Below are 15,466 nucleotides of genomic sequence, written 5' to 3'. Positions count from 1 at the left end.
TCCGGCATCCCGCAGGATCGTCCGGTTATCACCCGAACGTGCTAATCCGTGGGCTCTGAGCCCACGGATTCGGCCGTTGGTGTCCCTGTGCCGTCCCCGCCGTCCTAGGCTCCGGAATCCTGGAGTCGGGGAGGGGACGAGGAGATGGGGTCGGTGCCGGCGTCGGCCCGTGCGTACGTGGCCTGTGTCGTTCTCGGTGCCCTGGTCTGTCTCGCCCCGCTGCCGACCGTCCGGGTCCCGTGGTGGATCGTCGCTCTGCTCGCCGTGCTGTACGCCGGGTGCGAGCGGATCACCCTTCCGCGTGGTCCCAGGGCCGCGGGTGCCCCCGGCCGCGAGGTCCCCAGAGGGATGGGCACCTTCCTCCCCGTGCTGCTGGCCGGGGCCTTTCTGCTGCCGCCCCCGGCCGCCGCGCTCGTCGCGCTGCCGGGGGCGCTGCTCGCCCGGGTCGAGCAGCGGCCGCGGTGGCTGCGGCGGATCTGGCGGGCGGCGCAGCTCGCCGTCGCGGTCTGGGCGGCCTCCCGGGTGCACTGGGCGCTCGGCGGCCGGGACGCCGTGGTCGCGCCCGACTTTCCGTACGCGCTCGTGCCCGCCGGGGCCGCGGTACTGACCTTCTGCCTCGTGCAGACCGTCCTCGACGGCGGGATTCTCGCGCTGGCCGAGCGGGTGCCGGTGCGTGGCGCCTGGCGCGGGCTCTTTCCGCGCTCGCTCGCGCCCGTCGCCGTGCACGGGCTCGCCGGGCTGATGATGGCGGTGCTGTGGCGCAGTCCGTACGGGCCTGTCGCCGCGCTGCTCGTGCTGTTGCCGATGTACGTGTCCTGCTGGGTGTTCGCCCAGTACCACCGGGAACGGGCCGCCCACCAGGCCACCATTCGCGCACTCGTCCAGGCCGTCGACATCAAGGACGGGTACACGCGCGGGCACAGTGAGCGGGTCGGGCAGGCCTCGATGATGATCGCGCGTGAACTCGGCATGGACGACGAGCGTGTCGAGGTGCTGCGGTTCGCCGGGATCCTGCATGACGTGGGGAAACTGGGGGTTCCTACGCGGCTGTTGCGGAAGGACGGGCCGCTGACCCCCGAGGAGCGGCGGGTCATCGAGCTGCATCCCGAGTACGGGCACGAGATGGTGCGGGGGATCGGGTTTCTGGGCGAGGCCCGGTCGGCGATCCTGCATCACCATGAGCGGCTGGACGGGAGCGGATATCCGTACGGGCTGGTGGGGGCGCAGATCCCGGAGTTCGCCCGGGTGGTGGCTGTCGCGGACGCCTTCGACGCGATGACGTCCACGCGGTCCTATCGGCGGGCCCGGCCGGTGCCGGCCGCCCTTGAGGAGCTCGAGCGGTGTTCGGGGGCGCAGTTCGATCCGGAGATGGTGGGGGCGTTGACGCTTGCGCTGGCTCGGTATGGGTGGCATCCCGCCGTTACGGCTGACAGCAGCCCGCCGCTTCGCGGCGGTGTTCGCCCGCCCGCTCCGCCACCCGTTTCCAGTCGGCTGGAAGGGCACCCGACAAACGCAGGCAGGAGGGGCCCGTGAGTCTCCGTCGCCCCCCACTCGCCCTCACCCTCGTCCGTGCCTTCGCCCTTCTCCTCGCCCTCGTTTCCCTTGCCGTCACCCTCTGGGCCGGTCTCGAAGACCGCCGTGTCGCCCTCGCCTTCGGTCTCCTCATAGCGGTGGGCGAGCTCACCCGCTGGAGCGGTGCCGAGGAGCGGGAGTCCGCTCCGCTCGGGGCCGCGGGGGCGCTGGCGTACGCGCTGCTCGGGGAGAACGCGGGGCAGGCGACGCACCACGGGGCGTTTCAGGTGGTCGCGGTGGTTGTGGCGGCCGGGCTGCTGGGGTGTGTGCCGCATGTGGCCAGGGGGCGTGGGCCGACCGTCGACCACCTCACACGGCGGGTGCTGACCGTCGGGTTCGCCGCCGTGTGTTTCCAACCTCTGTACAACCAGGGGGAGTTCCTGGAGTGGGGCGGTCCCGCGTACGCCCTGTTGCTGGTCGCGCTGCTGGTGCTCACCGCGCTGTGCGATGCCGTGCTCGCGGCGGCGATGGCGCACTCCCGGACCCGGTGGCCGTTCGGGCCGCTGCTGCGGGACGAGCTGCGGGCGTCGCTGGGCATCGGGTCGGCCGTGTGTGCGACGGGGGCCGTGATGGCGCTGGCCGTCGCGGTGGTCGGGCTCTGGGCGCTGCCCGTGTTCTCGCTGCCGTTGCTGCTCACGCAGCTGTCCTTCCGGCGGTATGCCGCCGTGCGCGTGACGTATCGGCAGACCATCGCCTCGCTGGCCCGGGCCACCGAGATAGCGGGATACACGCCTGCCGGGCATGCCCGGCGGGTGGCCGTGCTCAGCCAGGCCGTCGGGCGGGAGCTGGGCCTTTCGGAGCCGGATCTGACCGTGTTGGAGTACGCGGCGCTGATGCACGACATCGGACAGCTCAGCCTTCTCGACCCGGTTCCGGCCGGGGCCACCGCCGTACTCCCGGCGGACGAACAGCGGCGGATAGCCCTCCTCGGGGGAGCCGTCGTACGCCAGACCGGGGTCGACGCGGAGGTGGCGGTGGTGGTGGAGCGGCAGGCGGATCCGTACCGGGAGCAGCCGGTCACCGCACGGATTGTGCGGGCCGTGAACGCGTACGAGGAGATGGCCAGGGAAGCAGGGCCGGGAGGGCCGCTGACGGCACTCGAGAAGCTGCGCCTGGGGACGGCCCGCGACTATCAGCCCGAGGTCGTGGAGTCGCTGGCCAGGGTGCTGTTGCGGGGCGGCCTTAGCCTGCCCCAGGCTGGGTAACCCATGGGTAATGAGCGGCCGTCCGACGGTACGTGGTTGGATGCGAGGAAGAGGGTGTTCGGGGGCATGGGCAGGCCCAGGGCCGCGTTGTCCTCCAAGGACTCTTCAGGGAACTTTTCAAGGGACCGGCAGGCGGGAATCGCAAGGAACTGGCAGGCGGGAATCGTGAGGATCTTCGGCAAGGGACGACACCGGCCCTCCGCCTCATGGCGGCAGGCCACCGACCGTGCGTTCACGCTGATCGGCGACGGACGGTACGAGGACGCGGGCGCGCTGCTGACGCGTGCCGCGGACCTGGAGCCGTGGCTGTCCGAGTCCTGGTTCAACCTGGCGCTGCTGCACAAGTTCCGGCACGACTGGGAGCAGGCGCGGGCGGCGGGGCTCAGGGCCGTGGCTCTCCTCGACCGGGAGACCGGCGCACCTGACTGGTGGAACGTCGGGATCGCCGCCACCGCCCTCCAGGACTGGCCGCTGGCCCGCCGTTCCTGGCAGGCGTATGGGCTGCGGGTCCCCGGCGGGGCCGCCGTCTCCGGTGAACCGGTGGGCATGGACCTCGGCAGCGCGGCCGTACGGCTGTCTCCGGAAGGTGAGGCCGAGGTCGTGTGGGGGCGGCGGCTCGACCCCGCCCGCATCGAGGTGCTGTCCATTCCGCTGCCGTCCTCGGGGCGGCGCTGGGGTGAGGTCGTACTGCACGACGGGGTGCCGCACGGGGAGCGGACCACCGCCGCCGGGCACGCCTACCCCGTGTTCGACGAGATCGAGCTGTGGGCGCCGTCGCCGGTGCCTACCTGGGTGGTCCTGCTCGAAGCGGCCACCGAGGACGACCGGGACGCGCTGGAGCAGCTCGCCGCCGACGCCGGGTTCGCCGCGGAGGACTGGTCGTCGTCCGTGCGGCTGCTGTGCCGGATGTGCTCCGAGTCGCGGATGCCGTCGGACGAGGGCGACGGGGAGCATCTTGACCCCCACGATCACAGTGAGCCCGGCCACCCGGGGCCGCTTGGCCATCGCACCGACGGGCAGCTGTGGGTGCCCGAGCGGGAGTGCGGGTTGGCTGCGCCGGCTTCGCTGGTGAGGGGGCTGCTGGACGGGTGGGTTGCGGACAGCCCTGACTCCAGGGACTGGCGGGATCTCGAAGAGGTTTGCTAGGTGCGTGGACCGCTGCGGGCCGTCGTGGCTGGTCGCGCCCACGCGGCGGAGCCGCATGTCAGACACAGCCCCGCGCCGCCTGAGGCGCGTTCCCCGTACCCTGTATCAGCATCACACCCCCCGTTTTCCAGGAAGGCGTACGTCCGTCATGGCGCAGCAGGACACCGATCAGCAGCACGTGGGCGTGCTCCCCGTGGACGACGAGGGCTTCGTCATCGACATCGAGGACTGCGAGGAGCGCGAGGCGGCCTATCGCGAGCGCGGTACCTCGCGGCCGATCACCGTCGTCGGGAATCCGGTGCTGCACAAGGAGTGCAAGGACGTCACCGACTTCGGCGACGAGCTGGCGCAGTTGGTCGCCGACATGTTCGCCAGCCAGCACACCGCCGAGGGCGTGGGCCTGGCCGCCAACCAGATCGGCGTCGACCTGAAGGTCTTCGTGTACGACTGCCCCGACGACGACGGCAAGCGGCACACGGGCGTGGTCTGCAACCCCGTGCTCGTCGAGCTGCCCGCCGAGCAGCGCCGCCTGGACGACAGCAACGAGGGCTGCCTCTCCGTACCGACCGCGTACGCGCCGCTCGCCCGCCCCGACTACGCCGAGGTCACCGGGCAGGACGAGAAGGGCAACCCCATCAAGGTGCGCGGCACCGGCTACTTCTCACGCTGCCTCCAGCACGAGACGGATCACCTGTACGGCTACCTGTACATCGACCGGCTCTCCAAGCGTGAGCGCAAGGACGCGCTGCGGCAGATGGCCGAGAACGAGCCCCGCTACCCGATCGTGGCGAACGACTGACGACACGTCGTGACCGATGTCCGAGCGGGCACGTTGAACGACTGAGACAGAAAATGACAGGTGTGGCTCGCGGTCTCTCGTGAGGCACCTCCTCGAACCTCCTTGTACGGCGCCTGGTCAGGAACCTCCTGACCAGGCGCCGTTCGTATGTGCGTCGCACGTTCGATCCCATGTGCTCATTGAGTGATCCAGATTCAGTCATACAAGGGGAGATTCTCGGCATCTTAGGGTAGTGAGTGGAGCAAATCCGTTCCCAGAACGGTCAGTTGTGGTGCTGAATGGGAAGTGCGGGGATACGCAACGGCGCACGCCCGGCACAGCGGGAGGGGCGTGACGTCAACAGGCGGCTGAGAGGGGTTTGTTCGTGCATGCTTTCGCGCAGAGCACTTCTTCGACACCAACAGCGGTCGCGGTTCCACCGGCGCTCTCTCTCCCGGTGATCGAGGCTGAGTTTCCCCGTCAACTCCACCCGTATTGGCCCCGGCTACAGGAGAACACCAGGGCCTGGCTCCTCGAAAAGCGGCTTATGCCGCCCGACAAGGTCGAGGAATATGCCGACGGCCTGTGCTACACCGACCTCATGGCGGGCTACTACATTGGCGCCCCCGACGAGGTCATGCAGGCGATAGCGGACTACAGTGCGTGGTTCTTCGTCTGGGACGACCGCCACGACCGTGATGTCATCCACGGCAGGCCCGGCGCCTGGCGGAGGCTCAGGTTCCAGTTGCATGCGGCCCTCGACTCGCCGAGAAACCACCTGCACCACGAGGATCCCCTGGTCGCGGCGTTCGCGGACAGCATGGTGCGGCTGTACTCGTTCCTCGGCACGAAGTGGAACGAGCGTTTCGCACTCCACTTCCACGCGGTGATCGAGGCGTACGACCGGGAGTTCCGGAACCGGACCTCCGGCACCGTCCCGACGGTCGCGGAATATCTCGAACTCCGTCGGCTGACGTTCGCGCACTGGATCTGGACCGACCTTCTGGAACCCAGTGCGGGGTACGAACTCCCCGCCTCGGTGCGGAATCACCCCGCATATCGGAAGGCGGCGCTGCTCAGCCAGGAATTCGCCGCCTGGTACAACGATCTGTGCTCGCTCCCCAAGGAAATCGCGGGCGATGAGGTCCACAATCTCGGAATCAGTCTCATTCACCACGAGGGGCTGACTCTCGAAGAGGCCGTCACGGAAGTCCGGCGGCGCGTCGAGGAATGCATCAGTGAATTCTCGATCGCCGAAAGGGACACATTCCGGCTCGCGGACACTCTCGCGGACGGGACGGTGCAGGGAAAGGAAACGAGCGTCGCCCTGAAGGCGTGTCTGGGCAATATGCGGAACTGGTTCAGTTCCGTGTACTGGTTCCACCACGAGTCCGGCCGGTACATGGTCGACAGCTGGGACGACCGCTCCACACCCCCGTACGTCAACAACGAAGCGGCAGGTGAGAAATGACCGTCGAGTCCGTACGATCTGACGTTCCTCAGACGCTGGAGCTGCCCACCCCGCCCCTCGCGGGAGGCGGTGTGCCCGGCCTCGGACACGGCTGGAAACTGGTCCGCGACCCGCTGGGCTTCCTGGCCCAACTGCGCGACCACGGCGACGTCGTCCGCCTGAAGATGGGCCCCAAGACGGTGTACGCGGTCACCACCCCCGATCTCAGCGGGGCTGTGGCGCTGAGCCCCGACTTCGAGATCGGCGGCCCGTTGTGGGAGTCCCTCGAGGGGCTCCTCGGCAAGAAGGGGGTCGCGACCGCCACCGGGCCGCTGCACAGGCGCCAACGGCGGACGATCCAGCCCGCGTTCCGGCTCGACATCATCCCCGAGTACGGGCCGATCATGGAGGAGGAGGCGCGTGCGTTCGCGGCTCGCTGGGAGTCCGGAGGGGCGGTCGACTGCACATCGGAGTCGTTCCGCGTCGCCGTCCGGATCGCGGCCCGCTGCCTGCTGCGCGGCCAGTTCATGGACGAGCGGGCCGAGCGGCTGAGCACCGCGCTCGCCACCGTCTTCCGCGGCATGTACCGGCGCATGGTCATTCCGGCGGGGCCGCTCTATCGGCTGCCGCTTCCGGCCCACCGCAAATTCGATCGTGCATTGGCCGATTTGCATGCACTCGTCGACGAGATCATCGACGAGCGTCGCACATCTGGTCAAAAGCCGGACGATTTGCTGACGGCATTGCTGGAGGCGAAGGACGGCAACGGCGACCCCATCGACGAACAGGAGATCCACGACCAAGTCGTCGCGATACTCACCCCCGGCAGCGAAACCATCGCGTCAACGCTCATGTGGCTGCTGCAGGTGCTCGCCGCGTATCCGGATCAGGCACGGCGCATCAGTGAGGAGGTCGAATCCGTCACGGGCGGCCGACCGGTCGCATTCGGCGATGTCCGGAAGCTGTCGCACACGAACAATGTCGTCGTCGAGGCACTGCGCTTGCGCCCCGCCGTATGGATATTGACGCGGCGGGCGGTGACCGAAACCGAGCTGGGCGGCTATCGCATTCCGGCCGGGGCCGACATCGTCTACAGCCCGTACGCGATCCAGCGCGACCCGCGGTCGTACGAGCGGCACCTCGATTTCGACCCCGACCGCTGGCTTCCGGAAAGGTCCAAGGACCTGCCGAAGTACGCGATGCGCCCGTTCAGCGTGGGCAACCGGAAGTGTCCCAGTGACCACTTCTCGATGGCCCAGCTGACCCTCGTCACGGCCACGATCGCGTCCAGGTGGCGCTTCGAGCAGGTGTCCGGATCCAATGACGCGCCGCATGTCGGCATCACGCTGCGGCCGCACCGGCTGCGGCTGAAAGCTGTGCCGCGCTGACCCCGCGTCCGTACTGGTGCGCGTTCAGGCAGCCTGCGGGCCCCTGAACGTGCGCCGGTACGCCTGCGGGGTCGTGCCCAGACTCCGTACGAACTGATGGCGCAGCGCCGCCGCGTTCCCGAAGCCGGTGCGGCCCGCGATCGCGTCCATCGTCTCGTCCGAGGCCTCCAGCAACTCCTGCGCCAACAGCACCCGTTGGCGCAGGATCCAGCGGTACGGGGTGGTGCCCGTCTCCTGCTGGAAGCGGCGGGCGAAGGTGCGCGGGGACATGTGGGCGCGGGCCGCGAGCTGCTCGACGGTCACCTCCTCGTCGAGGTTGCGCTCCATCCAGACGAGCACCTCACCGACCGTGTCGCAGGGCGTGTTCGGCAGCGGCCGCTCTATGTACTGGGCCTGGCCGCCGTCGCGGTGCGGTGGCACCACCATGCGCCGCGCGATGGCGTTGGCGACCTCGGGACCCTGCTCCTTGCGGACGATGTGCAGGCAGGCGTCGATTCCGGAGGCGGTGCCGGCCGAGGTGATGACGGGGTCCTCGTCGACGTACAGCACATCCGGTTCGACGATCGCCCGCGGATGGCGCCGGGCGAGCTCGTCCACCTGCTTCCAGTGCGCCGCGCAGCGCCGTCCGTCCAGCAGCCCCGCCGCGCCGAGCACGAAGACCCCGGAGCAGACGCTGAGTACGCGGGCGCCGCGCTCGGTGGCCCGGCGCAGGGCGGCGAGCAGTTCGGGCGGGTAGTTGCGCCCGATGTAGTCGTTCCCGGCCGGTACGACGACCAGGTCGGCCTCGTCGAGCCGGTCCAGGCCGTAGGGGGTGGAGACCGTGAACCCGGGGACATGGGTGGTGAGCGTCGGGCCCTCCGCCGAGACGACCGCGAAGTCGTACACGGGCAGGCCCTCGTCGCTCCGGTCGAGGCCGAACACCTCGCAGACGACGCCGAGTTCGAAAGGATGTACGCCGTCGAGCAGGGCGACGGCCACGTTCTTCAGCATGTTTACCAGTGTGCCTCAGAAGTGGCAGTAATTCGAGGGTCTACGGCAGTCCTGCCACTGACCCCGGCGGCCGATCGGCGCGAAAGTGGGGACATGAACGCAATCACCGACACACTCGTCGTCCTCGGAATCCTCCTGATCCTGGCCCTCCCCGCGCTGGTCGGATACGCCCACGAGCTGCGCGTCGACCGGCAGCTCCGGGCGGCCGGCCACCGGTCCGGCCGGGCCTCGGCCGGCCGGAGCCGGCGCGGCCTCACCACGCACGATGTCGTGCGTGCGGCGTGAGAACCGTCGAGTTGACCGTCCCCGCCCTTGCGGCCGGGGACGGTCACTGCGACTAGAAGTCCTCGTCCAGGTCGACGGTGCCCTCCACCGCGACCTGGTAGGCGGACGGGCGGCGCTCGAAGAAGTTGGTCAGCTCCTGGACACCCTGCAACTCCATGAAGGAGAAGGGGTTCTCCGAGCCGTACACCGGAGCGAAGCCCAGGCGCTGGAGGCGCTGGTCGGCCACGCACTCCAGGTACTGGCGCATCGACTCGGTGTTCATGCCCGGCAGGCCCTCACCGCACAGATCGCGCCCGAACTGCAGCTCGGCCTCGACAGCCTCCCGCAGCATGTCCGTGACCTCCTGCTGAAGCAGGTCGTCGAAGAGCTCCGGCTCCTCCTTGCGGACGGTGTCGACCACCTCGAACGCGAAGGACATGTGCATCGTCTCGTCGCGGAACACCCAGTTGGTGCCGGTCGCCAGGCCGTGCAGCAGGCCCCGGCTGCGGAACCAGTAGACGTACGCGAAGGCGCCGTAGAAGAAGAGCCCCTCGATGCACGCGGCGAAGCAGATGAGGTTCAGCAGGAAACGGCGGCGGTCGGCCTTGGTCTCCAGGCGGTCCAGCTTCTCGACCTCGTTGATCCACTTGAAGCAGAACTCTGCCTTCTCGCGGATGGAGGGGATGTTCTCCACGGCATCGAAGGCGGCCGTACGGTCCTCCGGGTCGGGGAGATAGGTGTCGAGCAGCGTCAAGTAGAACTGGACGTGGACCGCTTCCTCGAAGAGCTGACGGCTCAAGTACAGCCGCGCCTCCGGGGAGTTGATGTGCTTGTACAGCGTCAGCACCAGGTTGTTCGCCACGATCGAGTCACCCGTCGCGAAGAACGCGACCAGGCGGCCGATCATGTGCTGCTCGCCCGCCGACAGCTTCGCGAGGTCGGCGACGTCCGAGTGGAGGTCGACCTCCTCGACGGTCCAGGTGTTCTTGATGGCGTCCCGGTAGCGCTCGTAGAAGTCGGGGTAGCGCATGGGGCGGAGAGTCAGCTCGAAGCCCGGGTCGAGGAGATTCTTCTGGGGGGTACTCACTGGCAGGCCTCGCAGGACTCGGGGTTCTCAAGGGAGCAGGCGACGGCGTCTTCGTCGGCGGTCGCCTGTACGGGGATGGTCTTTTCGGGCTGTGCCTGCGCCTGTGCCGCGCGGGCGATGCGGGTCGCCGGGCGGGAGCGCAGGTAGTACGTCGTCTTCAGGCCCGACTTCCAGGCGTAGGAGTACATCGAGGAGAGCTTGCCGATGGTCGGCGTCTCCAGGAAGAGGTTCAGGGACTGGGCCTGGTCGAGGAACGGGGTGCGGGCGGCTGCCATGTCGATCAGGCCGCGCTGCGGGATCTCCCATGCCGTGCGGTACAGGTCGCGGACATCCTGGGGAACCCAAGTGAAGCCCTGCACCGAGCCGTTGGACTCGCGCAGCGCCTCCCTCGTCTGCGCGTCCCACACACCGAGCGCCTTCAGCTCGGCCACCAGGTAGGAGTTGACCTGGAGGAACTCGCCCGAAAGCGTCTCGCGCTTGAAGAGGTTCGACACCTGCGGCTCGATGCACTCGTAGACGCCCGCGATCGACGCGATCGTGGCGGTGGGCGCGATGGCGAGGAGGAGCGAGTTGCGCATGCCGGTCGAGGCGATACGTTCCCGCAGGGCCGCCCAGCGCTCCGGCCAGGTGAGCTCGGTGTCGTAGTGGTCCGGGTGCAGTACACCGCGGGCCGTACGGGTCTTCTCCCAGGCGGGGAGCGGGCCGTTGCGCTCGGCGAGGTCCGCGGAGGCCTCGTACGCGGCGAGCATGACGCGCTCGGCGATGCGGGTCGAGAGCGCCTTCGCCTCCGGCGAGTCGAAGGGGACGCGCAGCTTGAAGAAGACGTCCTGGAGGCCCATCGCGCCCAGGCCCACCGGGCGCCACTTCGCGTTCGAGCGGCCCGCCTGCTCGGTCGGGTAGAAGTTGATGTCGACCACACGGTCCAGGAAAGTGACGGCGGTGCGGACGGTCTCGTCGAGGCGCTCCCAGTCGATGTCGCCGGCCGCCGTGTCGACGAACGCGCCGAGGTTCACCGAGCCCAGGTTGCAGACCGCCGTCTCGCCGTCGTCCGTGACCTCCAGGATCTCCGTGCAGAGGTTGGAGGAGTGGACGGTGTGGCCCGGCTCCGCCGTCTGGTTGGCGGTGCGGTTGGCGGCGTCCTTGAAGGTCATCCAGCCGTTGCCGGTCTGCGCGAGGGTGCGCATCATGCGGCCGTACAGGTCGCGGGCCGGGATGGTCTTCTTGGCGAGGCCCGCCTCCTCCGCCTTGCGGTACGCCGCGTCGAACTCGTCGCCCCACAGGTCGACCAGGTCGGGCACGTCCGACGGGGAGAACAGGGACCAGATGGCGTCCTCGTTCACCCGGCGCATGAACTCGTCCGGGATCCAGTGCGCGAGGTTCAGGTTGTGCGTACGGCGGGCGTCCTCACCGGTGTTGTCGCGCAGCTCCAGGAACTCCTCGATGTCGGAGTGCCAGGTCTCCAGGTAGACCGCGGCCGCGCCCTTGCGCCGGCCGCCCTGGTTCACCGCGGCGACCGAGGCGTCGAGGGTCTTCAGGAACGGGACGATGCCGTTGGAGTGCCCGTTCGTACCGCGGATCAGTGAACCGCGGGAGCGGATACGGGAGTACGACAGGCCGATGCCGCCCGCGTGCTTCGAGAGGCGCGCGACCTGGTGGTACCGGTCGTAGATGGAGTCCAGCTCGTCCAGCGGGGAGTCGAGGAGGTAGCAGGACGACATCTGGGGGTGGCGCGTACCGGAGTTGAAGAGGGTGGGGGAGGAGGGGAGGTAGTCGAGGCGGCTCATGAGCCGGTAGAGCGCCTCGACTTCGGTGAGGGCGCGCGTGGTGTCGTCCTCCGCCAGGCCGGACGCCACTCGGAGCATGAAGTGCTGGGGGGTCTCGATGACCCTGCGGGTGATCGGGTGGCGGAGGAGGTAGCGGCTGTGCAGGGTGCGCAGGCCGAAGTAGCCGAAGCGGTCGTCGTTCCCCTCGGCGGCCGAGGTTGCGATCAGTGCGTCCAGGCGGGGCGTGTGCAGGCGTACGAACTCCGCGGTGCGGTCCGCGATCAGGCCCTCGCGGTGGCCGACCGTGACCGACTCGGAGAAGGACCGCACGCCCTGTGAGGCCGCCTCCTCCGCGATGCTGATCGTCAGCAGGCGGGCGGCCAGCTTCGAGTAGGCCGGGTCCTCGGAGATCAGGCCCGCCGCGGCCTCGGTGGCCAGCTCGCGCAACTCCGCGTCGTCCGCGCGGGCGGAGCGGCCGCGGAGCGCGGCGGCGGCCACTCGGCCGGGGTCGGCGTCGGGGAGGTCGGCGGTGAGGTCGGTCAGGGTCCGCAGCAGCGCGGCACCGGCACCGGGGCCGGCCGTCGTGACCGGGTCCTGCTGCGTAAGGGCTGCGGCCGGATCGGCTGGCGCGATGGTCACGTGGGGGCTCTCCCTCGCTCGGCACGGGGCCTGTGGGAACGGGGGAGCGGGCGCACGCTTTTGGCAGCGGTGCGCCGCGTCCACCGGCCCATTCCGCGAGGCCCGGACGTCGTCGGCACCCGGGCCGGACGGCCGGGCGCGCTGTCGGCAGGTCCTCGGACTGGCCACGTGCGCGGTCGTGCGGGGCACGGGTGCGCATGAGTACACCGTTGCGGGACAGTTCCGGATTCGCACCGGATTCCCCTGCGGCGACAGCGAGCACGAGCATACATCTAGTGCCGGGTTGCGGTGGCACCCCCACATGTTGTGTCGTGTCGGCTTCTCAGGGTGTCAGAGGGGCAACTCGTAGGTGAGCAGCGTGATGTCGAGGTGGGGGATCGGGTTCCAGTCGCGGTGGGGGGTGCGGGTGAAGCCGAGACGTTCGTAGATGCGGTGGGCGGCGTGCATGGTTCGCTGGGTGGAGAGCACGATGCGGGCGCAGTTGTCGGTGGTGCGGGCGCGGTCCGTGCAGGCGCGGACGAGTGTCTCGCCGGCTCCTCGGCCGCGGGCGTCGGGGGCGACCGCGAGCATGCGGATCTCTGCCTCGCCGGGGCGGGCGATGTCGGCCATGGGGCCGCTGGCCGGTACGAAGGTGACACCGCCGAGTATCTGGTCGCCTTCTACGGCGACCAGAACTTCGGCCGCGGCGGCCCGCTTGGCGACGTCTCGCAGCTCGGTGAGGTATTCGTCGCTCTCCCCGAAGTCGAGCAGGCCGTCGCCGAGGTAGGCCTGTGCGGTGAGTTCGCCGACGGTCTCGTATTCGTGGGGCTGCGCCCGTCTGATGACGATGTCCATGGGAGCAGTGTGCCGCCGCCGGATATTCGTCGTGGGTCGGGGCCGTACCGGAGCATCCGTCCTCGGTCTGGCGCGGAATCGGTTGCTCACCAACGTGCCGGTGTTGACGCGCCAGCCGCTGCGGGCGGACGTTCCGGCACGTCCCCTTCGGTGATCTGGCGGGTGGGGGTGCGTGGGGGCTTGCGTCATCCTGTCGGGTCTTGGCCCGTCTGGCGTTTGAGGGTGGCGGTGGTGCCGTCCCGATCCCCCACCCACCCGTGGGGGCTGCGCTTTTCAGTCCGGGTCAGGTATCTCCAGCCCGTCCGGCGTTTGAGGACGAGCGCGTTAGCGCGATGCGGGGGTCTGGGGGCGGCAGCCCCCAGGAAGCAAGGGACGGGTAGGGGCGGAGGGGGCGAAAAAACCGCCTCCCCCCAGCCCCCACCGGTACCTAGTGAGTCGCCCCCGCCGTCGCCGGCGGGAGTTCTACCTGTACGCCCTTGTCGCCGGCGTCTGCCGTGTAGTCCTCGGGGGACGTTTCGTCGATGCCGTCGGGGGCGTTGACGGCTCGGAAGGCGAAGGTGAGGACGATGGTTACTACTGCGTTCAGGATGAACGCTGTGAGGCCGATGTAGCCGATCTCGCCGATGCCGGGGATTTCCTTGGCGCTGCCGCCGAAGTGTTTCTGGGTGGGGGAGGCTACGCCGTACGCGGCGAGGGTGCCGTAGAGCATGCCCACGGCCCAGCCGGTGAGGAGAGCCCAGCGGTGGAACCAGCGGGTGAAGAGGCCGCCGACCAGGGCCGGGAAGGTCTGGAGGATCCAGATGCCGCCCAGGAGCTGGAAGTTGATGGCGACCGTCTTGTCCATGGTGAGGACGAAGGCGAGGGCGCCGACCTTCACGAGGAGGGAGACCAGTTTGGAGATCTTCGTCTCCTGGGCGGGGGTCGCGTCCGGGTTGATGAAGTCCTTGTAGATGTTGCGGGTGAAGAGGTTCGCGGCCGCGATGGACATGATGGCGGCCGGGACCAGTGCGCCGATACCGATCGCCGCGAAGGCCACGCCGGCGAACCAGTCCGGGAACATGTTCTCGAAGAGCTGGGGGATGGCCAGTTGGCCGTTCTCCACCTTGACGCCGGCCGCGATCGCCATGAAGCCGAGCAGGGCCAGGAGGCCCAGCATGAGCGAGTACAGGGGGAGGATCGTGGTGTTGCGGCGGATCACCTCGCGGCTGCGGGAGGAGAGCGTCGCCGTGATCGAGTGCGGGTACATGAACAGGGCCAGGGCTGAGCCCAGGGCGAGGGTGGCGTACGTCCATTGGCCGGCTTCGGCCGGGACGATCCCGCCGGCGCCCGCCGCGGTGTACTTGTCGTTCGCCGCCTTGAAGATCTCGTCGAAACCGCCCAGCTTGATCGGGATGTAGATGATGGCCACCGCGATCACGATGTAGATCAGGGTGTCCTTCACGAACGCGATCAGGGCGGGCGCTCGCAGGCCCGAGGAGTAGGTGTACGCCGCCAGTACGCCGAAGGCGATGAGGAGGGGGAGGTCCTTGATGAACCAGTTGGTGTTCTCGCCGCCGCCTACGCCCATGACATCCAGGACCGCCTGAATGCCTACCAGTTGGAGTGCGATATAGGGCATCGTCGCGAGGATGCCGGTGACTGCTACTGCGAGGGAGAGGCCCTTCGAGCCGAAGCGGCCTCGTACGAAGTCCGAGGTCGTCACGTAGCCGTGCTTGTGCGAGACCGACCAGAGGCGGGGGAGGAACGTGAAGATCAGCGGGTAGACGAGGATCGTGTACGGCACGGCGAAGAAGCCGGCCGCGCCCGCCGCGTAGATCGCGGCCGGTACGGCTACGAAGGTGTACGCCGTGTACAGGTCGCCGCCCAGCAGGAACCAGGTGACCCAGGTGCCGAACGAACGGCCGCCCAGGCCCCATTCGTCGAGGCTCTGCTCGTCCGCCGCCCTGCGCCAGCGCGCGGCCAGGAAGCCCATGACCGTGACGGCCAGGAAGAAGAAGATGAAGACGGCGAGTGCCACGCCGTTCACGCCGTCGTTCATGCTCCGGCACCCCCCTTGCGGGCGCGCTGGTCACGCTGCCACAGCTTGTACGCGGTCATCGTGAGGGCGGTCGAGATGAGCACCCACAGCATCTGGTACCAGTAGAAGAACGGGATGCCGATGAAGGTCGGGTCCGTCTTCGCATACGAACCGACCCACAGCATCGTCACGAACGGCGCCAGCAGGCAGAGAGCGATCACCGCTCGGACCGGTGTGACCACCGGTGGCTTCACTTCAGGCACATCTGACATATGGCGACTCCGTCCCCTCACTGATCACCTGTGTAACGCGCAGGCAATCTAGGCGACGGAG

General features: G+C 68.9%; 13 protein-coding genes and 1 riboswitch. Of the genes, 7 read left to right on the top strand and 6 right to left on the bottom strand.

Annotated elements, in window-relative coordinates; genetic code table 11:
- Positions 1-144 precede the first annotated feature (144 nt).
- The 6 genes from OG246_RS01285 (at position 145) to OG246_RS01260 (ending at position 7,539) form a co-directional block, all read left to right on the top strand.
- A complete protein-coding gene (locus OG246_RS01285) occupies positions 145-1,533 on the top strand; it encodes an HD domain-containing phosphohydrolase (RefSeq protein ID WP_266454531.1) in 1,389 nt (462 codons plus the stop codon).
- Positions 1,530-2,777, top strand: a complete 1,248-nt coding sequence (locus OG246_RS01280) for an HD-GYP domain-containing protein (protein WP_266454528.1) — start codon at positions 1,530-1,532, stop codon at positions 2,775-2,777. The genes OG246_RS01285 and OG246_RS01280 overlap by 4 nt, the downstream gene beginning before the upstream one ends.
- A 165-nt stretch (positions 2,778-2,942) precedes the next feature.
- The gene (locus OG246_RS01275) at positions 2,943-3,923 is read left to right on the top strand and encodes a hypothetical protein (RefSeq protein WP_266454525.1); all 981 of its coding nucleotides are present in this window, start codon (positions 2,943-2,945) and stop codon (positions 3,921-3,923) included.
- A gap of 148 nt (positions 3,924-4,071) precedes the next feature.
- A complete protein-coding gene (def, locus tag OG246_RS01270) occupies positions 4,072-4,722 on the top strand; it encodes a peptide deformylase (protein WP_266454522.1) in 651 nt (216 codons plus the stop codon).
- Positions 4,723-5,086: 364 nt separating this feature from the next.
- Positions 5,087-6,172 (top strand): epi-isozizaene synthase, encoded by a 1,086-nt coding sequence (gene cyc1, locus OG246_RS01265; protein WP_266454519.1) that lies wholly within the window; start codon positions 5,087-5,089, stop codon positions 6,170-6,172.
- Positions 6,169-7,539: a cytochrome P450 gene (locus tag OG246_RS01260; protein WP_266454516.1), complete on the top strand. Its 1,371-nt coding sequence runs from the start codon at positions 6,169-6,171 to the stop codon at positions 7,537-7,539. Before cyc1 ends, OG246_RS01260 begins: the two co-directional genes overlap by 4 nt.
- Positions 7,540-7,563: 24 nt before the next feature.
- Here OG246_RS01260 and OG246_RS01255 read toward each other — a convergent pair whose 3' ends face one another.
- Positions 7,564-8,529 (bottom strand): GlxA family transcriptional regulator, encoded by a 966-nt coding sequence (locus tag OG246_RS01255; RefSeq protein ID WP_266454513.1) that lies wholly within the window; start codon positions 8,527-8,529, stop codon positions 7,564-7,566.
- Between the two features lie 93 nt (positions 8,530-8,622).
- On the opposite strand from OG246_RS01255, the gene OG246_RS01250 reads away from it, so the two are divergent.
- The gene (locus OG246_RS01250; protein WP_266454512.1) at positions 8,623-8,814 is read left to right on the top strand and encodes a hypothetical protein; all 192 of its coding nucleotides are present in this window, start codon (positions 8,623-8,625) and stop codon (positions 8,812-8,814) included.
- Positions 8,815-8,866: 52 nt separating this feature from the next.
- Here OG246_RS01250 and OG246_RS01245 read toward each other — a convergent pair whose 3' ends face one another.
- From OG246_RS01245 to OG246_RS01225, 5 genes are all read right to left on the bottom strand, one after another.
- Complete coding sequence (locus OG246_RS01245) at positions 8,867-9,880, bottom strand: ribonucleotide-diphosphate reductase subunit beta (RefSeq protein WP_266454510.1); 1,014 nt, start codon at positions 9,878-9,880, stop codon at positions 8,867-8,869.
- Complete coding sequence (locus OG246_RS01240) at positions 9,877-12,282, bottom strand: ribonucleoside-diphosphate reductase subunit alpha (RefSeq protein WP_266454508.1); 2,406 nt, start codon at positions 12,280-12,282, stop codon at positions 9,877-9,879. Before OG246_RS01240 ends, OG246_RS01245 begins: the two co-directional genes overlap by 4 nt.
- 150 nt (positions 12,283-12,432) lie before the next feature.
- Positions 12,433-12,525, bottom strand: a riboswitch (cobalamin riboswitch).
- Between the two features lie 87 nt (positions 12,526-12,612).
- Positions 12,613-13,116, bottom strand: coding sequence for a GNAT family N-acetyltransferase (locus OG246_RS01235; protein WP_266454506.1), 504 nt, complete (start codon positions 13,114-13,116; stop codon positions 12,613-12,615).
- A 427-nt stretch (positions 13,117-13,543) separates the two neighbouring features.
- Positions 13,544-15,154, bottom strand: coding sequence for a monocarboxylate uptake permease MctP (gene mctP / locus OG246_RS01230; protein WP_266454505.1), 1,611 nt, complete (start codon positions 15,152-15,154; stop codon positions 13,544-13,546).
- A complete protein-coding gene (locus tag OG246_RS01225) occupies positions 15,151-15,405 on the bottom strand; it encodes a DUF3311 domain-containing protein (RefSeq protein ID WP_266454503.1) in 255 nt (84 codons plus the stop codon). The genes mctP and OG246_RS01225 overlap by 4 nt, the downstream gene beginning before the upstream one ends.
- Between the last annotated feature and the right edge of the window lie 61 nt (positions 15,406-15,466).

Origin of the sequence: Streptomyces sp. NBC_00620, assembly GCF_026341825.1 — a bacterium.
In the GTDB taxonomy this organism is placed as follows: Bacteria; Actinomycetota; Actinomycetes; order Streptomycetales; family Streptomycetaceae; genus Streptomyces.
The sequence above is the reverse complement of the archived record's forward strand: the minus strand, read 5'-3'. Positions and strand labels throughout refer to the sequence as shown.